Genomic DNA, 22,519 nt, shown 5'->3' with positions numbered 1-22,519 from the left:
CCGGCACCGCTCCCAGCCACTCGACCGGGCCATCCGGTAGTGCGGCTTCCTGCAACCATCGGGTGACCCCGCCTGACCTGCCTGGCTTCCGGCACCCGCACCGGACGAAGCTGTCCAGCGTGGACGAGGACCTGGCCGCGCTGGCCCGTGCGCACGGAGTCGCCACCTGGTACGAGGACGCGGGCGACACCCGCGTCGAGGTGGACGCCGACGTGGTCGTGGCCGTGCTGGCCGAGCTCGGCGTCGACGCCTCCACCCCGGAGGCCGTCCGAGCCGCGCTCGCGACCCCGAAGCCGCCGCCCGCCACGATCGTCCTGCGCGAGGGCGAGCTCCTGGAGGGCGACGGGACGGTCGCGCTGGAGGACGGCGGCTCCGCGCCGCTCCCGGCGGTCCTGCCGCTCGGCTACCACCGCCTCGGCGCCCGCACCGTCGTCGTCGCCCCCGCGACGCTCCCCCCGGTCCCCAGGGCCTGGGGCTGGATGCTCCAGCTCTACGCGATGCGCTCCGACCAGTCCTGGGGCATGGGCGACTACGGCGACCTCGCCACCACCGCCCGCCGCTCGGCCGCCGAGCTGGGCGCGGGCGTCCTGCTGGTCAACCCGGTGCAGGCCATCAGCCCCACTCACCCGGTCGAGCGATCGCCCTACTCGCCGAGCAGCCGCCGGTTCGCCAACCCGCTGTACCTGCGCGTCACCGACCTGGAGGAGTTCCACCGCGCCCCGGCCGAGGTCAGGCGCGCGGTCCAGGACCTGCGCCCCGAGCACGCCGACCTGATCGACTACGACGCCGTCTGGGCCGCGAAGAAGGCCGCGCTCGAACTGCTCTGGACCGACCGCGAGCACGACCTGCCCGAGGACCGCGACCTGCTCGACTTCGCCCGGTTCTGCGCCATCGCCGAGCGGCACGGCCCCGACTGGCGGAACTGGCCCGACGACCAGCGCGACCCGGCCACCGCCACCGCCGACCCCGAGCGCGTCGCCTTCCACGCCTGGCTCCAGACCCTGTGCGAGCGCCAGCTCGCCGACGCCCGCGCCGCCGCGTCCGCCATGCCCGTCGGCATCGTCCACGACCTCCCGGTCGGCGTGCACCCCGGCGGCGCCGACACCTGGGCGCTGCGCGACGCCTTCGCCGCGGGCGTGCGGGTCGGCGCCCCGCCGGACGCCTTCAACCAGCTCGGCCAGGACTGGAACCTGCCGCCGTGGCGCCCCGACCGGCTCGCCGAGCAGGGCTACGAGCCGTTCCGCGCCGTGCTGCGCGGCGTCCTGCGGCACGCCGACGGCATCCGCGTCGACCACGTCGCCGGGCTGTGGCGGCTGTGGTGGATCCCGCCGGGCGAGCCCGCCAAGCGCGGCACGTACGTCCACTACGACGCCGACGCCATGCTCGCCGTCCTCACCCTGGAGGCGCACCGCGCGGGCGCCGTCGTCGTCGGCGAGGACCTGGGCACCGTCGAGGACCGGGTCACCGAGGAGCTGCACGAGCGCGGCGCCCTCAGCTCCGCCGTCCTGTGGTTCCAGCGCGACTACGACCAGCCCGGCCACCCGCTCATCCCGCCCAAGGCGTGGACCCCCTCCACGATGGCGAGCCTGTCCACCCACGACCTGCCCACGCTCGCCGGTTTCCTGCGCGCCGAGCACGTGCGGATCAGGGCCGAACTCGGGTTGTTTGAAGCCGACCCGAAGGGGGAATTCGAGGCCGCCGAGGCTGAACGAGACCAGTTGGTCGAGCTGCTGCGGCAGGAAGGGGTACTCGGTGACGACCTGCTCGTGTCGTTCCACGCGCTGCTCGCCGAGGCGCCTTCGGTGCTCGTGCTGACCTCCCCGCAGGACGCGGTGGGCGAGACCCGCCAGCCGAACCTGCCCGGAACCGTCGACCAGTACCCGAACTGGCGCATCCCGCTCCCCGGCGGGCTGGACGCCTTCCTGACCGACCCGCGCGTGCGCGCCATCGCCGCCGCGTTGCGCGCGGGACGTGACCGGTGACCCGCCCCAGGGTGGGAAACACGCACGAAACCGCAGGCAGCACGCTTGCGGAGTACCGTTCGACCCGTCATCACCCCGACACGGTTGGAGGTGGCACGACCCCGTGAACACCGATCTGGTCACGCCCACAGCAACAGCGGTCATCCCCCAGCAGCTCGCCGCGAACCCGGCGGACGAGCTGGAGCTGGCGGTGGAGAAGGTCCTCGCCTCGGTCCGCCCCAGCTCGCTGGGCGACCCGGCCGAGGGCTCGCGGCGCGCCGAGCGCGTGCTGCGCGACGCGCTCGACCTGCCCGACGAGTCCACCAACGACGCCCTGCGCCAGGCACGCGCCTGCGTCGAGGCCGCCTGCGAGCACCTGCGCTACCAGGAGTTCCAGGAGGCCAGGCTGCTGCTCGTCGCGAGCAGGGGCCAGCTGGTGCGCGCCCACACCGGCAGAGCCTGATCCCGGCACCGGCGGCAGCGGCCCAGCGCGGGGCCGCCACCGCCCGGCCGCCGAAGCACTGACCGCCCGGCCGTCCCCGCAGACCGACCCGGTGGTGCACCGCATCGGGACGACCCGGCTCCACGACCCCCGACTGGGACATGCACCTCTAGGAGCACCGTTGCGGCCCTGGCCTGGAACGCCCTACCCGCTCGGCGCCACGTACGACGGCGTCGGCACCAACTTCACCCTGTTCTCCGAGGCAGGCGAGTGGGTCGAGCTGTGCCTGTTCGACGACGACGGCAACGAGGAGCGCGTCAGGCTCCCCGAGGTCGACGGCTTCGTCCACCACGGCTACCTGCTCGGCATCGGACCCGGCCAGCGCTACGGCTACCGCGTGCACGGCCCGCACCAGCCCGAGCAGGGTTTGCGCTGCAACCCGAACAAGCTCCTCATCGACCCCTACGCCAAGGCCATCGACGGCGAGGTGAAGTGGCACGAGTCGCTGTTCGGCTACCCCTTCGGCGACCCCGACGCCCGCAACGACCAGGACTCGGCGGGCCACGTGCCGCTGTCGGTCGTGGTCAACCCGTTCTTCGACTGGGCCAACGACCGCCCGCCGAAGATCCCCTACAACGAGACCGTCATCTACGAGGCGCACGTCCGGGGCCTGACCATGCGGCACCCGGAGGTCCCCGAGCGGCTGCGCGGCACCTACGCGGGCCTTGCCCACCCGGTGGTCATCGACCACCTGAAGGCGCTCGGCGTCAACGCCATCGAGCTGATGCCGGTGCACCAGTTCGTCACCGACCACGGCCTGGTCGAGAAGGGCCTGCGCAACTACTGGGGCTACAACACGATCGGGTTCTTCGCCCCGCACGACGGCTACTCCGCGCTCGGGCACGACGCGGGCCAGGTCCAGGAGTTCAAGGGCATGGTCAGGGCGCTGCACGAGGCGGGCATCGAGGTCATCCTCGACGTGGTCTACAACCACACCGCCGAGGGCAACCACCTCGGGCCGACCCTGTCCATGCGCGGCATCGACAACCAGGCCTACTACCGCCTGGTCGAGGACGAGCCGAAGTACTACATGGACTACACCGGCACCGGCAACTCCATGAACGTGCGCAGCCCGCACACCCTGCAGCTGATCATGGACTCGTTGCGCTACTGGGTGACCGAGATGCACGTCGACGGCTTCCGCTTCGACCTCGCCGCCACCCTGGCCCGCGAGTTCTACGACGTGGACCGGCTGTCGACGTTCTTCGACCTGGTGCAGCAGGACCCGGTGGTCAGCCAGGTCAAGCTCATCGCCGAGCCGTGGGACGTCGGTCCCGGCGGCTACCAGGTGGGCAACTTCCCGCCGCTGTGGACCGAGTGGAACGGCAAGTACCGCGACACCGCCCGCGACTTCTGGCGCGGCGAGCCCGCCACCCTCGGCGAGTTCGCCTCCCGCTTCACCGGCTCCTCCGACCTGTACAAGGAGGACGGGCGCAGGCCGTACGCGTCGATCAACTTCGTGACCGCGCACGACGGCTACACCCTCACCGACCTGGTCTCGTACAACGAGAAGCACAACCTGGCCAACGGCGAGGACGGCCGCGACGGCGCGGACGACAACCGGTCGTGGAACTGCGGCGTCGAGGGCCCCACCGACGACCCCGAGGTCAACGCGCTGCGCGAGCGCCAGCGGCGCAACCTGCTGGCCACGCTGCTGCTGTCCCAGGGCGTGCCGATGCTGCTGCACGGCGACGAGCTCGGCCGCACCCAGCAGGGCAACAACAACGCCTACTGCCAGGACAACGAGCTGTCCTGGGTCGACTGGACGCTGCTGGAGAAGAACCAGCCGCTGTTCGACTTCACCGCGGGCCTGACCGCCTTCCGCAAGAAGCACCCGGTGTTCCGGCGCAGGCGCTTCTTCCAGGGCAGGCCCATCCGCAAGGGCGAGGAGCTGCGCGACATCGCGTGGTTCACCCCGGCGGGCGAGGAGATGACCGAGCAGAACTGGGAGGACGGGTTCGGCCGCTGCGTCACCGTCTTCCTCAACGGCAAGGGCATCCCTGACCTGGACCAGCGCGGCATGAAGGTCGAGGACGACTCGTTCCTGGTGGTGTTCAACGCCCACCACGAGGACATCGGGATCACCCTCCCGGACGAGGGCTACGGCCCGCAGTGGGCGGTCGTCGTCGACACCGCGACCGGGGAGATCGCCGCGTTCCCGCAGGACGAGCCCACGATCCCGGCGGGCGGCAGCGTCACCGCCACCGCGCGCTCGGTCGTCGTGCTCCAGCGGACGGGGGCCGAGTGAGCACGTCCGAGCGCGCTGGGGGGAGCCGTCCGGCTCCCCCCAGCTCCACCTACCGGCTCCAGTTCACCCCGGACTTCACCTTCGCCCACGCCGAGGCCGCGCTCGACTACCTCGACGCGCTCGGCGCGGGCGCGCTCTACGCGTCCCCGCTGCTGGAGGCCGTCCCCGGCTCCACGCACGGCTACGACGTCACCGACCCCACCCGCGCCCGCGCCGACTTCGGCGGCGAGCAGGGCAGGGCGTCGCTGGCCAAGGCCGTGCGCGGCGCGGGCCTCGGGTTCGTGGTCGACATCGTGCCCAACCACATGGCCGTCGACTCCACCCCGGTCAACGCGTGGTGGACCGACGTCATGGAGAACGGCCGGGGCTCCCGGTACGCCCGCTACTTCGACATCGACTGGTCCGACGGCTCGCTGCTGCTGCCCTTCGCCGGTGACGAGGACTCGGAGGAGGAGCACGAGCACTACCGGCTCGCGTTCTGGCGGCGCGGCAACGCCGAGCTGAACTACCGCCGGTTCTTCGACATCACCACGCTCGCCGCCGTCCGCGTCGAGGACCCCGAGGTGTTCGACGCCACCCACGGCGAGGTGCTGCGCTGGGTCGCCGAGGGCGACGTCACCGGCCTGCGCGTCGACCACCCGGACGGCCTCGCCGACCCCGGCGGGTACGCCCGCGACCTGGCCGCGCGCAGCGGCGCGTGGGTCGTCGTGGAGAAGATCCTCGGCCCCGACGAGTCGCTGCCGGTCAGCTGGCCCGTCGCGGGCACCACCGGCTACGACGCGCTGCGCGAGGTGTGCGGGCTGTTCGTCGACCCGGCGGGGGAGGGGCCGTTCACCGACCTCGCGGTCGAGCTGGGCGTGCCCACCGACTTCGCCGCCGTCGAGCACGAGTGCCGCGCGCTGGTCGCGTCCACGATCCTGCGCGCCGAGGTGCGCCGGATCGCCGCGCTGCTCGAACCCTCCCTCCCCGAGGGCGTGGACGTCGAGCAGGCCCGCGAGGCCGTCGCCGCCGTCATGGCCGCGTTCCCGGTGTACCGCTCCTACCTGCCCGAGGGCGAGCAGGACTGGGCCACCGCCGTGCGCCGCGCCGGGGGACCGGCCGCCGAGGCGCTCGACGCGGCCGTGCGCGCCGACCCGACCGGCGAGCTGGCCACCCGGCTCCAGCAGACCTCCGGCATGGTCGTCGCCAAGGGCACCGAGGACACCGCGTTCTACCGGTTCACCCGGTTCGTCGCCCTCAACGAGGTCGGCGGCGCCCCCGACCGGTTCGGCGTCACCCCGGAGGAGTTCCACCGCAGGGCCGCCGCCCGCGAGTCCGGCTCCCCGGACACCATGACGGCGCTGTCCACGCACGACACCAAGCGCTCCGAGGACGTGCGGGCCCGGCTCGCCGTGCTCGCCGAGGTGCCGGACGAGTTCGCCGCCGCCGTCCGCCGGTGGAGCGCCGCGCACCCCATCGACGAGCCGAGCCTGAACTCCCTGGCCTGGCAGTCGCTGGTCGGCGCGTGGCCGGTCAGCGCCGACCGGATGCGCGCCTACCTGGAGAAGGCGGCCAAGGAGTCCAAGGTCCGCACCACCTGGGTCGACCACGACGAGGAGTTCGAGGCCGCCGTCGACGCCTGGCCCGCCGCCGTGCTGGGCTCCGAGACGGCGGGCGAGGTCGCCGCGTTCGTCGACGGCATCGTGGACGCCGGCTGGTCCAACGCGCTCGGGCAGAAGCTCGTGCAGCTCACCGCGCCGGGCGTGCCCGACGTGTACCAGGGCACCGAGCTGTGGGACCTGTCCCTGGTCGACCCGGACAACCGGCGGCCGGTGGACTACGCGCCCCGGCGCGCCCTGCTGGAGCGCGTCGACGCCGGGTGGCTGCCCGAGGTCGACGACTCCGGCGCGGCGAAGCTGCTGGTCACCTCGCGCGCGCTGCGGCTGCGCAGGCAGCGGCCCGAGCTGTTCCGGGGCTACCGGCCGGTGCCCGCCGCCGGACCCGCCTCGGCGCACGCGCTCGCGTTCGAGCGCACCGGGCTGATCACCGTCGCGACCCGGCTCCCGGTGGGCCTGGCCCGCGCCGGTGGCTGGGGGAGCACCGTGCTGCCGCTGCCGCCCGGCGAGTGGACCGACGTGCTCACCGGCCGCGCGGTCACCGGTCCAGGGGACGCCAACGCAGCGCCCGCGCTGGCCGACCTGCTCGACCGCTACCCCGTCGCCCTGCTCGTGCGAGGAGACCGGTGACCTTCACGGTGTGGGCCCCCGACCGGGACGGCGTCGTCGTCCGGGTCGACGGCCAGGACCACGACATGACCCCCGTCGGCGGCGGCTGGTGGCACAGCGACGCCACCGGGACCGACTACGCGTTCGTGCTCGACGGCGACGCGCTGCCCGACCCGCGCTCGCTGCGCCAGCCGGACGGGGTGCACGGCCCGTCCCGCGTCTACGACCACGACGCGTTCACCTGGACCGACGACGGCTGGACCGGGCGCGCGCTGCCCGGCGCGGTGGTCTACGAGCTGCACGTCGGCACGTTCACCCCCGGCGGCACCTTCGACTCCGCGGTCGAGCGGCTGGACCACCTCGCCGACCTGGGCGTCACCCACGTCGAGGTGCTGCCGGTCAACTCGTTCGACGGGCCGTCCGGCTGGGGCTACGACGGCGTGCTGTGGGGCGCGGTGCACGAGCCCTACGGCGGGCCGGACGGGTTCAAGCGGTTCGTGGACGCCTGCCACGCGCGCGGCCTGGCCGTGCTGCTGGACGTCGTCTACAACCACCTCGGGCCGTCCGGCGCCTACCTCGACCGGTTCGGGCCGTACTTCGCGGGCAGCAACGAGTGGGGGCCCGGCCTCAACCTGGACGGGTCCGGCGCGGACGAGGTGCGGCGCTACGTCGTCGACAACGCGCTCGGCTGGCTGCGGGACTTCCACGTCGACGGGCTGCGGCTCGACGCCGTGCACGCCCTGCTCGACCGGTCCGCCACGCACCTGCTGGAGCAGCTCGCGCGGGAGGTCGACGCGCTGTCCGCCGCGCTGCGCCGCCCGCTCACCCTCATCGCCGAGTCCGACCTCAACGACGCCCGGCTGGTGACCGCGCGCGAGGGCGGCGGCTACGGGTTGCACGCCCAGTGGGCCGACGACCTGCACCACGCGCTGCACGTCGCCCTGTCGGGCGAGACGTTCGGCTACTACCCGGACTTCGAGGGGAAGCTGGCGACCACGCTGGAGCGGGTGTTCCTGCACGACGGCACGTGGTCGTCGTTCCGGGGCCGCGCGCACGGCAGGCCGGTGGACCGCGACCGGCTGCCCGGCTACCGGTTCCTGGCCTACCTGCAGAACCACGACCAGATCGGGAACCGGGCCACCGGCGACCGGCTGACCGCGACCGTGTCGCCGGAGCGGCTCGCGATCGGGGCGGCCATCGTCCTGTGCTCCCCGTACACGCCGATGCTGTTCATGGGGGAGGAGTGGGGCGCCCGCACGCCGTGGCGGTTCTTCGCCTCGTTCCCCGACCCGCAGCTGGCCGAGGCGGTCCGGACCGGGCGGCGGCGCGAGTTCGCCAGGCACGGCTGGGGCGAGTCGGACGTGCCCGACCCGGTCGACCCGGCCACCGTCGAGGCGTCCAAGCTGGACTGGGCCGAGGTCGGGCGGCCCGAGCACGCGCGGGTCCTCGAACTGCACCGGGCGCTGATCCGGCTGCGGCGCGAGCACCCGGACCTGGCCGACCCGAGGCTGGACCGGTTCCGCGTCGAGCAGCGCGGGTCGGTGCTGGTGCTGCACCGGGGCGATCTGCGGCTGCTGTGCAACCTCACGCCCGCCGGAGGCGTTCACCCCGGTGAGGGCGCGGTCGGCGCCGTCACCGGTGCGGCTGTCGGGGCTGGCGCGGCGGGCGGCGCCGACGGCGCCCTCACCGGTTCCGACGCGGCGGGCTCCGGGGCCCGCGACGCCGAGGTCGACCTCGGCGTCGCGCCCGTCGCCGTCCTGCTCGCCTCCGGTGAGGCGAAGGTCGCGGGGCAGGTGCTCAGCCTGCCCGCGGAGACGTTCGCGGTCGTTCAGCTCCCAGGGAGCCAGCCGACCTCGGTGAGCCGCTCGGCGAGGAGCTGACCGGCGAGGTTCACCTGGTCGGTCAGCTGTCTTCGCGCCTCGGGCTCGTGGCCGCTCGACGCGGTAGCCGCGTCGTAGGCGGCCACGAGCTGCCGGGCGGCCTGCACCACGTCAGCCCCCGGCCAGTCGACGGGGGTCGGCACGCCGGTCTGCTCCTCGGACACCTGGACCGCGCGCACCGCGCGGTGCGGTCCCAGCTCGGCCGCGAGGTCTATCAGCTTCACGGCGATGGTGTGCAGCTTGACGTTGTGGTGCTGCGACATGCGGACCAGCAGCTGGAACCCCTGTTGCGGGGTGCACCCCTGCACCGCCGCGATGAGTCCGGTCGCCTGCCCGATCACGGTGCGCGTCTGCACCGCGTTGCGCAATCCCCTCACCTCGGCTTCGAGGCTGGCGATCCGCGCGGTCAGCGAATCGTCCTGGCCCATGTCCCCGACCACGGTCGGGCTCCTCTCGCACGTCGGAACTGGTCAGCGCCTGCCAGCGGTGCGAGGGGACGGACGCGCGTCGACGAGCCAGCTCCGGCAAGCCCACAGCACGAGTTCCCTCGCTGACCCAGGCGCCCTGGTTTGGACACCCGGTGGCTTGCGGCTGGCTTTTCAACCGCGTAGGACGATCACCGTAGTCGAGCCCTGGTCGCGGTGTGCACATGAGGTCCCGGTTTCCGGTCGGTGTCGCGGGGGTAGTCAGTGAGAGCACAGCGGACTCCACCGAAAGGACCGGTCATGGGGATCGACGACAAGGCGAGCAACAAGGCCGAGGAGCTGAAGGGCCGTGCCAAGGAGGGCGTGGGCGAGGCGACCGGGAACGAGCAGTGGCAGGCCGAGGGCCGCGCTGAGCGCGCGTCCGGTGCCCTGAAGCAGGGCATTGAGAAGGTCAAGGACGCGTTCCGGAAGTAGCGCTGGCGACGCGCAGGGCCTGCTCCTCGAACTCCGAGGTGCGATCACCGGTCGTGGAGGGCGCGGGACACGCCGACGACCGGTCCGGGTGGGACGTTCCACCCGTGCTACCGCCCGTGAGGGCACACATTCGGCACTGCGCGGCGTGATGCCGCGCGCCCGGAACACCACAGGGCCGCCCATCCCCGATCAGTCGGGGGCGGGCGGCCCTGGGTGTTTTCCTTCCAGGCCTTCCGGGCCGAGGAAGAGACGACCCCGGTGCCGCTTCCCGCGCGTGGAGCCGGTGCGCGGGCCGAGTGGACTGGCTCGGAGCAGACGGGGGCGGGTGGCTGCCTGGTATTCGCCAGGCTCAGCCGAGATCAGGCCGGGTCCTAGCGGACAGCCACCTCACGACGAGTCCTATAGCTACACAACTTGGGACCACCTCCTTCCTCGTGTACCCGAACGTTATGCCGGGCGACCGGGACCGTGCAAACAAAAATCCGCGTGAGGTGCGAGACGTTGCGAGGTCGGCGGAGGAGGCGTAGCGGGGTGGGAAGCGCTTGGCGCGCTTGGGCTCCGGGCGCTTGGTCCCGGTGCTCCGCGGCGCTCCCGGCCGGCGCTCCGGTCAGCGCTCCCCGACCCAGTCGGCCAGCAGCAGCGGGTCCGGCGGGGTTCCGGTGCGGGCCAGCGCGTCCGCGTGCACGGCCTTGACCACCTCGGGCACCGCGAGCAGCGCTTCCCGGCGCGAGGCCAGCGCCAGACCGGCCCAGGCCTGGAGGTCGTCCGGCTCGGCCAGCAAGCGCTTGCGGTACCCGGCCAGGGCGGTGCGCACGTCGCCGCGCGCGCACGCCGCGTCGACCTCGTCCGCGACCGGCATCCGCTCCCCGGTGGCGAGCGCGCGCAGCAGCGCGGCCCGCGCGGGCGCCCGGCCCGCGCCCGACGGGTCGGCCTCCGGCAGATCAGCCCCGGTCGGGTGAACTTCGGTCCGCACCTGCAACCGGAACGGCTTCGGGCGGCGTTCCAACCACGCGCCGGTCAGGCAGGACACGTCCGCCGGGTACGGGCGCACGTGCCTGATCCGCCACAGCGCCCGGTGCTCGGCCACCACCCGGTCCACCGCCCGCACCACCTCCACGGCGGGCTGGTCGGCGCACGCGTCCAGCCGGTGCGCGCAGGCGGCCAGCAGCGCGCGGCCCTCCGCCGTCAGCTCGGGCGCGTTCAGCACGGTCCCCATAGCGGCGCGGACCTGCGCCCTGCGCAGCGCGAACGCGTACTCGGCGTCCGCCCGCTGGTCGGCGGGCAGCCCGGCGCGCAGCCCGTGCCACAGCTCGGCGACCCCGGTCAGCGCGTAGATCCCGTGCAGCACCGCGCCGAGCGGCCTCGGGTCGTCGCGCCACGGGGCGTGGAAGCTCGGCGTCGCGTCGGCGTCGTGCAGCCGCACCAGGCCGGTGAGCGCGCTGAGCTTGCCGTGCTGCCGCTCGCGCACCAGCAGCTCCGCCAGCTCGGTCGCGGTCGCCGCCTCGGGCAGCGCGACGGCGCCGAACGCGGCGGCGGACGAGGACCCGTCGTGCTCGGCCCCGGTGGGCGGCACGAGGGTGAGCGGGCCGCCGGACAGCTCGGCCGCGTGGTCGGGCGCGCAGCGCTCCAGCAGCTCCCAGGCCCGGTCGAGCAGCGCGGTCCAGCGCGCGCGGCCGGTCTCGTCGAGGGGCGCGGGCGGGACCGGGTCGGTGAACGCGCGGTGCGGGTCGACGTCCTCCAGCACGGCGGTCAGCGGGTGCTCGCCGGTGCCGCAGCGGTGCGCGTCCAGCCGCTGGAAGGCGGCCTCCGGCGCGCTGGGCGGGGTGTCGAGCGCGAACCGGCCGCCGTCGTGGCGCAGCGGCAGGTGGGTCGGGCGGTCGTCGGCGGGGCCCGGCGGCAGGGTGAACCAGCCGACCGTGGGCAGGGTGACGACGCCGTGCGCGACGGGGACGTCGAGCTGGAACGGCACGCCCGCGCGCAGCGCCGACGCGGCGGCCACCGCGCTCAGCGCGCCGAGGTCGGGGCGCGCGCGGGGGCCTGCGGTCAGGCCCAGCGCCAGCCTGCGCAGCGCCCTGACCAGCCACAGGCCGACCGGCGGCGACAGCAGCACGTCGGCGGTGGAGTCGGGGTCGGCGTCGTCGGCGGCGACCAGGACGTGCCAGGCGCGGTCGGCGCACCCGGCGGGGAAGCCCGAGGGGGCGGAGGTGGCGAGCGCGTGGCGCAGGACGAGCAGCTGCTCCTTGCGCTCGGCCAGCACCCGGTCGCGCAGCGCGCGGGGCGCGCGGCGGTCGGACGGGCCCGCGAGGACGGCGGAGCACAGCTGCGAGCGGGTGTCGGGGGTCGCGGTGGCCGTGGGCATCAGTCGCACCGCTCGTGGACGAGGTCCTGCGGCGCGGTCGAGCGGACCCTGGCCAGCAGTCGGGCCGCCAGCCGCTCGACCGCGTCGCCGCCGGGGTCGCCCAGCTCCCGCAGCGGGGTTCTGGCGAGGTCCGGGGGCAGTTCCGCGTGGGGTTGTTTCTGCATGGTCCCTGGTTTTATTCTCGTTTATTCTCGGGCTGTGTTCGAGGTCGGCTTCTCGGTGTCGGATTTCGGTCACCGTATGGCACGCGGTGGGGGCAGGGGAAACCCCAGGCCGAGTTGCAGTGGGGTTGACGCCTGTCCGGTTCATCCATTCGGGATTAATCTGATGGAGTGAGGCCTGGCGGGGTCTACCTGCTAGTTTGGTGCTCCGCTGCGGTTTCACCGCGTTGTTAGGTGTATTGAGTGATCGCCGCAACCGGCGATGGTGTTCCGTTTATGTGACGGAACTCTCACCCTTTCGTGGGAAGTGCGCTCGGTGCTGCCCCGTGAATCCATCGGGAATTATTCGGAATAAAGCGGAGCGCCCCGCCCGAGGTCCGGGCGGGGCGCTCGCGGTCGGTCGGATCAGCTCGCGGACACGTCCACGCAGGAGTAGAACGCGTTCGGGGTGTCACCGATGTTCCAGATGGCCAGCACGGTCTGCCTGCCGCTGGACGGCAGGGTGACGGTGTGCGTCACCACCGCGCCGGGGATCTGGTTGCCGCCGTCGACGACGGCGACCCTGGAGCCGTTCACGTAGTACTCGTAGTTCGAGGTGCGGTGGCGGGCGGTGAAGGTCCAGTTGAACGTCACCGTCCGGCCGGTCGAGGTGGCCTTCCAGCCCTTGTTGTTCTCGTTCAGCTCGGCGAAGCGCGCGACCCCGCCGTTGCAGCTGCGCAGGCCCTTGGGCCCTTCGACGCTCTGCGGCTCCCACTTGATGTCGCCGCAGGACACCGTGTTCTGGGCGCACTGCGCCTGCCTGCTCGGAGGGGACGAGATGTAGCCGTGCGCGAACGCGGGGGTGCTCGGCAGCGCCACGACGGCCAGCGGCGCGACGAGCGCGCCTGAGGCCAGTGCCGCGATCCTTCGGCGGAGTTGCATGGTCGGCTCCCATCGGACGGGCGGTACGCGGTGAGGCGAACGCCGACCTGGCAGCGTGCGGTGCGAGGAGAGAACCGCATTGGCTCGGTCGTTCACCAATGCGGCGGCCGGTCTAGACCATACTCTGAGTGACCGGGTGGTGACAACGGTCACTCGGGAGGTGAGGGGTGGTGTCCTGTCCGGCTGAAGTTGTCGGTGTCCGGACCTAGTTGTCGGTGAGGGTGTCGGCGTCCGGAGGTAGTTGTCGGGGGTGGTGAGTCGGCCTTGGCGTCGCCCGAGAGAATGCGGCCGTGCCGACGCTTGATCTTGTGTCCGGCGGCGCGCGGGCGTCGCTGGCTGAGCGGTTCGAACTCGCGTACGCGGACGAGCGTGGTGAGCAGCGCGTTCCTCTCACCGAATCGTGGTCCCTGTCGTTCGAGGACTACATGCCGGTGCGCGGTTTCCCGTCGTACAAGGGGCAGCGCCATCACGTCGGGCGCTGGTGGACGGCGACGACAGGCAGTTTGGTGGGCTACGAGTCGTGGTTGGAGCGAGACCGGCTGGTCCTGTTGGACTTCGATCCCGAGGTAGTCGGTATCGCTTCCCAGCCGTTCTGGCTGTTCTGGGCCACAGGCGAAGGCAAGGTCCGCTCGCACGCTCCGGACTACTTCGCTCGCCTGGCCGACGGCTCCGCGCTGGTGCTCGATGTCCGCTCGGCGGACCGGATCAAGCCACGTGACCAGGTCGCGTTCGACGCGACGCGGGCGGCCTGCGACGCACTGAGCTGGCAATACGAGGTCGCCGGAGCTCCACCGACATCGTTGCTGGCCAACGTCCGCTGGCTGGCCGGCTATCGCCATCCCCGCCACTATCTCCCGGACGTCGCCGCCGCGCTGCGCACGGCGTTCGCCGCTCCGACAGGCCTGTTGCACGGCGCCGAACAGGTCGGCGATCCGATCGCGGTGTTGCCGGTGTTGTTCCACCTGCTCTGGCGACGTGAACTGCACACCGACCTGGACCGGCCGCTGCACCCCGAGGTCGTGGTCATGGCCGAGGCGGTGGGGTCGTGACCTCGTCAAGTGCGGTTCTGCGCGTCGGCGATCGCGTCGCCTTCGACGGAGACGAGCACGTGGTGGTGGGGCTCGCGGGCTCCACGGTCCGGCTCCGCGCCGACGCGGGCGGCGAGCAAGTCGTGCTGGCAGGGCATCTGATGGCCGCCGCCGATTTCGCCGTCTTGGAGGGCGTCAGCCTGCCCGTCATGGAGCCGTTCGGGCTGCTGGAGTCCCTGCCCGCCGAGGTCGTCGCCGAGGCCGAACGCTGGCGCGATCACCTCGTGGAGATCGAGACCGGGCTACCGCCCGGCGCCACGCCGGGCACGGCCGCACGCCCCGGCTTCGACCCGAATACCACTTCGGCGACCGACCGCTTGCACGCCAAAGCCACCGAGCTGGGCATCAGCACGCGCACGATCGAACGCAAACGCGCCCGGTTCGAGGCGCAGGGGTTGTGGGGCCTGGTCGACCAGCGCGCCGCGCGAACCTTCGACGTCACCGGGCAGGCCGACGCGCGGCTGGTCGAGGTGCTGCGCGAGGTGATCGCGGCGGAGACAGACCTGTCCACTGGCACGCGGTCGCGACTGATCCGCCGCGCGACCAAGCGCGTCGAGGAACTGCACGGCGAGGGAGTCGTGCCGCTACCGGGACGCAGCGCCTTCTACGAACTGGTCGACCGCCTGACGGTCGGCTGGCACACCTTCGGCTCGGCGGTCACCCGGCGGCAGACGGCGAACCGGCCGCCCGGCGCGTTCACCGCGACGGACGCCTCGCGCCCCGGCGAGCAGGTCCAGATCGACTCCACCCCGCTCGACGTGATGGTCCTGGCCGCCGACGGCGTCCCGGTCCGCGCCGATCTGACGATCGCGGTCGACGTCGCCACCCGCACCATCGCCGCGGCGGTGCTGCGCCCGGTCGGCACCAAGGCCGTCGACGCGTCGCTGCTGCTGGCCAAGATGCTGGTCCCGGAACCGATGCGGCCGGGCTGGGCCGACGCCCTGCGCATGTCAGCCTCGCGGCTGCCACACGAACGGCTGCTCACCATCGACGCACGGATGCACGAAGCAGCGGCTCGGCCGGTCATCGTCCCCGAGCAGGTGGTGATCGACCACGGCAAGGTGTTCGTCTCCGAGACGTTCTCCCGCGCCTGCGGACGGCTCGGGATCTCCATCCAGCCTGCGCGCAAGGACACTCCGACCGACAAGGCCGTGGTCGAGGCGACCTTCACAGCGATCAAGACACTGTTCGCGCAGCACGTCGCCGGATTCAAGGGGGCCAACACCCAGCAGCGCGGACGGGGTGTCGCTGCCGCCTGGACGCTGGACCAGCTACAGGACCTGCTCGACGAATGGCTGATCGTCGGTTGGCAACACCGCCCACACGACGCGCTGCGCGACCCGCACGCACCCCGGCGCAAGCTCACCCCGAACGAACGCTACGCCGCGCTCGTCGCGATCGCAGGCTATCTCCCGCTCACCCTGACCGGCACCGACTACCTCGAACTACTGCCGGTGAAATGGCGCGCCATCAACGACTACGGCATCCAGATCGACTATCGCACCTACGACTGCCCCGAGCTCGGCGACTACCGGCGACAGCACTCAGGGCTGGCAGGCAAGCGCGGCCTCTGGGAAGTCCACTACGACCCCTACGACCTCTCCCAGGTCTTCCTCCGCACGCCGAACGGCTGGATCACCGTTCCCTGGACACACCGCGCGATGGTCACCGCGCCGTTCGCCGACTTCACCTGGCGCCACGCCCGCCGCCTCGCCGAACAGACCAGCCTGCGCACGCATAACCAGGTGACCGAAACCGAGATCGCCCGCGCGCTGGACGCCCTGCTCACCCGCGCCGAACACGGACCCGACAAGGCCGGAGCACGGATCGCCGCCCGCACCCGCACCGCCGCAGCCGCGCACCGGCCCGAACTGCCCGCGGCGGCCGCCGCCGTCGACGGGCACGCATCCCCAGCCGACCCGACACCCGCCGCGCAGAAGGCGCAGGTGATTCCGTTCGGCGTGTTCGACGCCGACGCAGAAGCGGAAAGGTGGCTATGACCACGCTGCAAGCCGAACTCGACCACGTTGACCAGCTCGCGCCGGACGAGTCGCTGACCACCAGGGAAGGCTGGCGCCGGTTCGTCGAGCACCAGAGCGCCCCGCCGGTCCTCCCGACCGCCGCCGAACTCACCGCGTTGTCGGCTCGGGCTCGCGCCGAGTTGGTCCAAGCCCGCCGCGACTACCACAGCGACCTGCCGCTGGCCCACACCCCGGTCATCCGGAAACTGCTGACCACCGGGCGGTTGCTGGTCCAGCTCAACCGCGGCCAGATCTCCGCCCGGCGCGGCATGATCCTCTCCGGCGCCTCCGGCACCGGCAAGACCACCGCGCTCACCCAGCTCGGCCGCACCCACGAACGCGCCGTCCGCAAGCGCCACCCCGGCCGCGCCGGACAGGACCGGATCCCGGTCGTCTATGTCACGGTCCCCACCGACGCGACCCCGAAGATGCTCGCGGTCGAGTTCGCGCGGTTCTACGGCGTCGAGTTCGGCTCCCGCGCCACCATGCCCGACATCGTCAACACCGTCTGCGCCGTCGCCGCCCGCACCCACCTGGAACTGGTACTGATCGACGAGATCCACAACATCCTCGACACCCGCGCCCGCGCCGAGGTCTCCGACCAGCTCAAATACTTCGCCGAACGGCTCCCCGCCACGTTCGCCTACGCCGGCATCGAGGTCGAGGAACGCGGCATGTTCGCCGGACCCCGCGGCCGCCAGATCGCCGGCCGGTTCACCCTGATCGACTCCACACCGTTCGACTACGGCACCCCCGAGCACAAGACCGCCTGGCGGTCGCTGATCGCCACCCTCGAACACTCCCTGCGCCTGCACCGGCACCAACCCGGCACCCTGGTCGAACAGGCCGACTACCTCTACGAACGCACCGGCGGCGCCATCGGCAGCCTCTCGGTCCTCATCCGCGGCGCCGCCGTCCTGGCCATCGAGGACGAAACCGAGCAGATCACCCTCGACCTGCTCGACCTGATCCCCCTCGATCACACCGCGACCAGCACGACACCCGTCCGGCGACGCACGACGAAGGGCAGGCGCTGATGGTCTCCCGCCTCCCGATCACCACCCGCCCCGCACACCAGGAAATCGCCGTCTCCTACCTCGCCCGGCTCGCCGCCCTGCACGACCTGCCCGCCGACGAACTCTGGCACCAGGTCAGCCGCCCCAAGGCCAAGGGCAGCCCCACCCGACGCCTCGACGGTGACCTGCTCGCCACCGTCGCCAACCAGCCCCGAGCACGACTCGAACGCGCCGTGACCGAGCTGCGCACGCCGGAACCGGACTGGCTCGCCCTGCGCCACGAACCCCAACGCGGCTGCTGGCGCTGCGACGCCCGCCACCCCGGCGGACCCGTGCTGCACCTACTCGCCCACCACCACTACGTCTGCACCCGTCACCACGTCTGGATCGGCCCACCCGACCAGGAAGACCACCCCCAACCCGACCTGGACGCGCTCCCCGAAATCGTCACCGCCCAGCACCGGCACCGACGGCTGATCCGCCGCTTCGGCCCCGCCGCGACCTTCGACGCAGTGCTCACCGGCTTCCTCATCTGCGCGCACCGCTGGAACTTCGCCGACCTCGCCTTCCCCGGCGACGCCTGGATCGAATGGCGCCGCCGCGCCGAACTCCTCATCCCACCCGGTACCGAAGACGACACCTTCAGCACCTCACGACTATTCGCATGCACCTACCCCGAAGCAGTCGCCCTCGCTGAACTGATCGGCTCATTGCACTGGCGACGCGTCGTCGCACACGGCCCCGACGGCCAACGCACGTTCGCTACCGAAATCGGCCGCCGCCTCGGCCTGCGCGACTACCGCCCCATCGTGATCAAAGACGCGGTCGCCCACTGGATGGAACAGGACTGCTGGCGACCACCCAGCCCACCCAACACCGACTACCGCAGCCTCAGAACCTTCGGCGGCCCCACCTTCCGCAAACCCAGCCAGGACAGCGACACCAAACGCCGCGACAACGCCCTCTGGTTCAGCCGCCACCGCCGCGGCGGCGACTCGATGCTGCACCACCGCACCCTCAACCCCGTCGTCATCCGCGACTGGTCAACCAAGATGGAAGTCTTCGACGGCGCCCTCGCTCAAACCGCCAACACCACCATCAGACTGCGCAAACCCCTCACCACCAAAGACCTCCTCGCACTCGCCACCACCGAATGGATCCGATCCGATCCGATCTCCTCGACATGGCTGAACACCGCCACCGAACCCGTCGACTGGCACCGCAGGACCGGACCGCGACCACCCACCGGCGGACGGCCAGCCCTGCCACACGAGCGACCACGCAGCCGCCAAACCAGAACGGCCTACGCCCGACGAAGCGCTAACACCACCTCGAAGCCCGGAACCGGGGTCGTCCCCACGGAATCCGTCAACTAGTGTCGGGGTACTGGTAGAAGTGCGGAGGTGCGTACGGCTGAACGTGCAGAGGTTGCGGCCGGTCGTTGGGGCGGCTGCCAGATGACGGTCCTACCGGTGGACTGCCTCCGGTGGGACCGCAGGACGAGTGCGACGTGACAAAGTCGATTGTCGCGCCGTACGGGCGCTGGGAGCCATTGACGCCCGCTCGGATCGCCTCGCTGTTCGCGGCGATGCCGTGCTCCTGGTGGATCGCCGGCGGGTATGCCATCGAACTGGCGGTCGGCCACCACATTCGCCAGCACGGTGACATCGACGTGATGATGCTGCGCCCGGACCAGCGTCACCTGCACGATGCCCTACCTGATTGGGAGTGCTGGGCGGCCGACCCGCCCGGTGTCCTGCGCCCCTGGGAACCCGGAGAGACCCTTCCTCCGTCCGTCCACGACATCTGGTGCCGCCCGGGCCCAGACCGGCCGTGGGGCCTGCAGGTGATGCTCGACGAGACGAGCGACGGACAGTGGGTGTCGCGACGCGACCCCGGCATTCGCCGACCCGTAGCGACGATCGGACGAATCAGCCGGGACGGCATCCCCTACCTCGCACCCGAGATCCAACTGTTCTACAAGGCCAGGCAGCCTGGGCCGAAGGACCACACCGACTTCCTCGCGGCACTGCCGTCACTTTCCGCCAGCCAACGAGTCTGGCTGAGCCATGCGCTGTCCCACAGCATCGGCCCTCACTCCTGGCACGACCGACTCGCCTCCTGAACGTGAGAAGGCACGCCCGACCTCTATACGTTCGCCCGTACCTCGTACTTCGCCCGGACGTGTACGCCGACAACTAGGTCCGGACACCACGACCCATCGTCGTCCGGACCTAGTTGTCGGACCGCAGGTCAGCAGCCTCGTCATCCGACAACTTCACCCGGACGGGACAGGTGGGTGCGCACCGGACCGGCCGGTCGGACCGGGCGACGCCCTGACCTGGCAGGCGGGCCGCAGGTGAGCCACTCGGGTCCCCGGTTGCCCTGGGCGGAGCAGGCGGCCGAGGGCCGATGTCCGCTCCGGTCGGAGTCGGAGCGGTCCAGGCGCGGTCCGGGCGTCGTCACGGATCACGCCGACATCCCGCACTCGATCGGACAAGCAGGTACGGCTGTTCGGGTAAGTCCGACAAAACCTTTCCGCGGCTGTGCGCGCCCGCGCTTAATCTCGCCGCGGGGGGAAACATGAACACTGCTATCCGCACGCGTCCTGTCATCCTCGCGGTAGCGCTCGCGACCGCGTTCCTGCTCGTGCTGGGGCTCGTCGCGCCACCGACCGCCGTGCCGGGCTCCGCGTCGACCGTCGACGCGGAACGGCTCAGCGGCGAGGTCCTGCGCGGGCTCGCCGAGGCGCCCGAACTGCACCTCGTCGGCGACCTGCGCACCGCCTCGGGCGCCCCGCTGGAACTGGACGTCGCCGTTCTCGCCGACGGCCGCCTCTCCGCGATCGTCGACGATGACGCGGGCGGCACCGCCGAGTTCGCCGTCGTCGGCGACCGCGCCGTCGTGCGGGCCAACCGCGCGTGGTGGGTCAACACCCTGCCCGCCGCCGCCGACACCAGCGCCGACCGGTGGGTGCAGGCCGACGACAACTCGGGCTTCCCCGTCGGGATGCTCGGCGCGCTGTCCGGCACGGCGCTGGGCGCGCTCGTCGCCCAGCGCACCGAGGACTCCGGCTGGCGGATCACCGCCGACGAGCTCGACGACGGCACCCCGGTCAGCTCCCTCACCACGAACGACGGGGTCTGGACCGTGCAGGCCACGCTCGACGACCCGCCACGCCTGGTCGGCCTGCGCGGCCCGCTCGCCGCAGGCGTGCGCAAGTTCGCGGGCGGCACGCGCGCGACCACCTACTCCGACGTCTCCCTGCGGACCGAACGCCCCGACAGCGGCTGCCGGGAACGCGCCGAGAAGGAGCTCGCCGAGGCCGCGCCCGACATCGAGGCCGCGCCGCCACCGCCCCAGCCCGTGGCGCCGCAGGACGTCCCGTCGGTCGCCGTCACGATCGTCTCGACCGGCGTCTGCATGACGCCGGTGTGCCCGACCCCGGTGACCGTGACCAACACCGGGAAGGTGCAGGTCGCGGGCAGCCTCATGGTGTCCTCGTCCAGCGGCGGCGGAGGGGTGTTCCCGGTGGCGCTGCCACCCGGCGGCAGCGCCACCTCCACGGCCGTGGTCACCAACCCCGCCAGCACCTGCACCCGGACCTGCACCGTGCCCTACCAGGTGTCCGCGTTCGTCCAGGTCCAGTCGGCGGGCGTCGACCTTGACAGGGGCAAGCGGCTCCACGACCGGGGCATCGACCCGAACGACCCGATCCCCGGCAACGGCAAGGCCAAGGGCCCCGACGTCCTCGCCGCGATCGACGGCCTGGTCAAGGGCCTGGTCGCCCCACCGGGCTTCGGGCGGACCGACCCCGTCGCGGCGCAGAACGCCGTGGTGCTCGGGACGATCGAGGCGTACCTGGGCAACGCGCTCCTGCACAAGGCCAGGCAGGTGCTCGACTCGAACGCGCTCGTCCCGACCACCGACGTGAACCAGCACCCCCTGGTCGTGCTGGCCGCCCAGTTCGACGCGTCCGCACCGAACGACGTGGACGGGGCCGAGGCCGCCCGCAAGACGTTCCTGCTGCTGCACCGGCTCGCCACCGAGCAGAACAGGCAGCCCGGCACGCTGACCGTGCACAACGGCGCGCTCGTGGACCGCCAGACCGCCCGCGCCTACTCCGTCGCCGGGCTCAGCCCCGGCGACAAGCCGGGTGGCCGCCACTCGCTGGGCAGTTCGGTCGACCGCGCCGAGCGGGCGCTGACCACGGCGCTGTCCCGCTTCCCCGAGGACACCACCAACGTCCTCGTGCTCCACGCAGACCAGACGGCGGAGGTGATCGGACCGGCCAACCGGTCCGCCGCGCTGCGGTTCCTGGAAGACCCGAAGCTCTTCCCGCTGGTGACCGACCCGGCCGTCACCGAGCTGATCATCACCAACGACCGGTCCAAGGTCCTCGGCGATCCCCGCTACCCCGAGGCGTACGTCTTCGACGGCGCGGACCTCGCCGCGCTGCGCGCGACCTTCGACCCGTCGGCCCGGCCGGCGACGCCGCCCGCGAACCCCACGCTCAACCCGGTCAACCGGCGCCACGTGACCACCGGCGACCCGTTCGACCCGACCACGCCCGAGAGCAAGCAGGACTCGGGCGGCCACAGCGCCGGGGCGGGCGTGGCGGACAAGACGGAGTTCCCGATCGGCTGGTCCGACGCCGACGTCGAGCAGGCCGTGCTCGCCGTCATCGCCGCTCCCGCGTCGCCGCCGACGAGCAGGCCTGCGGGCAACCACATGGGCAGGCAGCAGTGGGGCTGGGTCTACCGGGGCAAGGCCACGGTCAACGGCATCACGGTGGAGCTGGAGGTCATCGTCCTGGAGGACGGGCAGATCCGCACCGCCTACCCCACCGAGACGCCCGACCCGAGCAAGCCGGAGTGGGACCCCACCGTCGTCTTCCGCAATCCGGCCAAGGCTCCGGACACCCCGCAGGACATCGACCTCGGCGACGGGCCGAGGTCCAACTTCACCCCCCTCAACCGCCCTCGCTACGTCCGCGCGCGCAGCGCGAGCGAGCCGGGCTACTGGGAGCACCACGCGATCACCCGGCCGAGCAAGAAGCAGGCCAAGGCGGGGCAGCAGGCGAAGGAGATCAAGGTCCGCACCGGCCCCGACGGCCGCTTCGACCGCGCTGTCGACGTCTACGACGCGCAGAACAACCGCGTGCCCGTGCAGGCGCCCGCCCGGCAGTCCCCAGCTCAGCCGTCCCCCGCCCAGCCGTCCGCCAAGGCCACGCCGCCGCCCGCCGTGGGAACCTGCTGA

General features: G+C 72.3%; 16 protein-coding genes. 12 read left to right on the top strand and 4 right to left on the bottom strand.

The genetic code is table 11. The features are described from left to right. Positions 1-119: 119 nt before the first annotated feature. The 5 genes from malQ (at position 120) to treZ (ending at position 8,795) form a co-directional block, all read left to right on the top strand. On the top strand, positions 120-1,982 hold the full coding sequence (gene malQ / locus LV78_RS33705; RefSeq protein WP_253850062.1) for a 4-alpha-glucanotransferase: 1,863 nt from the start codon (positions 120-122) through the stop codon (positions 1,980-1,982). 103 nt (positions 1,983-2,085) lie between these two features. After that, on the top strand, positions 2,086-2,424 hold the full coding sequence (locus LV78_RS33700) for a hypothetical protein (protein ID WP_253850032.1): 339 nt from the start codon (positions 2,086-2,088) through the stop codon (positions 2,422-2,424). A 160-nt stretch (positions 2,425-2,584) separates the two neighbouring features. Beyond that, positions 2,585-4,711 carry a glycogen debranching protein GlgX gene (gene glgX, locus LV78_RS33695; protein WP_253850031.1) on the top strand — a complete coding sequence of 709 codons (2,127 nt, stop codon included), beginning with the start codon at positions 2,585-2,587 and terminating at the stop codon, positions 4,709-4,711. Continuing rightward, the gene (gene treY / locus LV78_RS33690) at positions 4,708-6,936 is read left to right on the top strand and encodes a malto-oligosyltrehalose synthase (RefSeq protein WP_253850030.1); all 2,229 of its coding nucleotides are present in this window, start codon (positions 4,708-4,710) and stop codon (positions 6,934-6,936) included. Before glgX ends, treY begins: the two co-directional genes overlap by 4 nt. After that, positions 6,933-8,795: a malto-oligosyltrehalose trehalohydrolase gene (gene treZ, locus LV78_RS33685; protein WP_253850029.1), complete on the top strand. Its 1,863-nt coding sequence runs from the start codon at positions 6,933-6,935 to the stop codon at positions 8,793-8,795. The genes treY and treZ overlap by 4 nt, the downstream gene beginning before the upstream one ends. Here treZ and LV78_RS33680 read toward each other — a convergent pair. Further along, complete coding sequence (locus LV78_RS33680) at positions 8,744-9,235, bottom strand: ANTAR domain-containing protein (RefSeq protein ID WP_253850028.1); 492 nt, start codon at positions 9,233-9,235, stop codon at positions 8,744-8,746. The genes treZ and LV78_RS33680 overlap by 52 nt on opposite strands. Positions 9,236-9,520: 285 nt before the next feature. Here LV78_RS33680 and LV78_RS33675 point away from each other — a divergent pair, with 285 nt between their 5' ends. Then, a complete protein-coding gene (locus tag LV78_RS33675; RefSeq protein ID WP_015803819.1) occupies positions 9,521-9,694 on the top strand; it encodes a CsbD family protein in 174 nt (57 codons plus the stop codon). A 607-nt stretch (positions 9,695-10,301) separates the two neighbouring features. On the opposite strand, the gene LV78_RS33670 is transcribed toward LV78_RS33675, so the two are convergent. The 3 genes from LV78_RS33670 to LV78_RS33660 all read right to left on the bottom strand — a co-directional run bounded on the left by LV78_RS33670 (position 10,302) and on the right by LV78_RS33660 (position 13,135). Continuing rightward, positions 10,302-12,053 (bottom strand): aKG-HExxH-type peptide beta-hydroxylase, encoded by a 1,752-nt coding sequence (locus tag LV78_RS33670; RefSeq protein WP_253850027.1) that lies wholly within the window; start codon positions 12,051-12,053, stop codon positions 10,302-10,304. After that, positions 12,053-12,217, bottom strand: coding sequence for a hypothetical protein (locus tag LV78_RS33665; protein WP_253850026.1), 165 nt, complete (start codon positions 12,215-12,217; stop codon positions 12,053-12,055). Before LV78_RS33665 ends, LV78_RS33670 begins: the two co-directional genes overlap by 1 nt. A 402-nt stretch (positions 12,218-12,619) precedes the next feature. After that, the gene (locus LV78_RS33660; RefSeq protein ID WP_253850025.1) at positions 12,620-13,135 is read right to left on the bottom strand and encodes a lytic polysaccharide monooxygenase auxiliary activity family 9 protein; all 516 of its coding nucleotides are present in this window, start codon (positions 13,133-13,135) and stop codon (positions 12,620-12,622) included. A 290-nt stretch (positions 13,136-13,425) separates the two neighbouring features. Between LV78_RS33660 and LV78_RS33655 the strand changes: the two genes are divergently transcribed. From LV78_RS33655 to LV78_RS33630, 6 genes are all read left to right on the top strand, one after another. Continuing rightward, on the top strand, positions 13,426-14,184 hold the full coding sequence (locus tag LV78_RS33655) for a TnsA-like heteromeric transposase endonuclease subunit (RefSeq protein ID WP_253850024.1): 759 nt from the start codon (positions 13,426-13,428) through the stop codon (positions 14,182-14,184). Beyond that, positions 14,181-16,223 (top strand): Mu transposase C-terminal domain-containing protein, encoded by a 2,043-nt coding sequence (locus LV78_RS41870; protein WP_253850023.1) that lies wholly within the window; start codon positions 14,181-14,183, stop codon positions 16,221-16,223. The genes LV78_RS33655 and LV78_RS41870 overlap by 4 nt, the downstream gene beginning before the upstream one ends. Further along, positions 16,220-17,281, top strand: coding sequence for a TniB family NTP-binding protein (locus tag LV78_RS33645; protein WP_253850022.1), 1,062 nt, complete (start codon positions 16,220-16,222; stop codon positions 17,279-17,281). Before LV78_RS41870 ends, LV78_RS33645 begins: the two co-directional genes overlap by 4 nt. Continuing rightward, positions 17,281-18,636 (top strand): TniQ family protein, encoded by a 1,356-nt coding sequence (locus LV78_RS33640; protein ID WP_253850021.1) that lies wholly within the window; start codon positions 17,281-17,283, stop codon positions 18,634-18,636. The genes LV78_RS33645 and LV78_RS33640 overlap by 1 nt, the downstream gene beginning before the upstream one ends. Positions 18,637-18,746: 110 nt before the next feature. Then, complete coding sequence (locus tag LV78_RS33635; RefSeq protein WP_253850020.1) at positions 18,747-19,385, top strand: nucleotidyltransferase domain-containing protein; 639 nt, start codon at positions 18,747-18,749, stop codon at positions 19,383-19,385. A gap of 458 nt (positions 19,386-19,843) precedes the next feature. Then, entirely contained in the window at positions 19,844-22,519 is a 2,676-nt protein-coding gene (locus LV78_RS33630) for an EndoU domain-containing protein (protein WP_253850019.1), read from the top strand.

Source organism: Actinosynnema pretiosum (assembly GCF_024171695.1).
Lineage (GTDB): Bacteria > Actinomycetota > Actinomycetes > Mycobacteriales > Pseudonocardiaceae > Actinosynnema > Actinosynnema pretiosum.
This window is presented reverse-complemented; position numbering and strand designations above follow the sequence as displayed.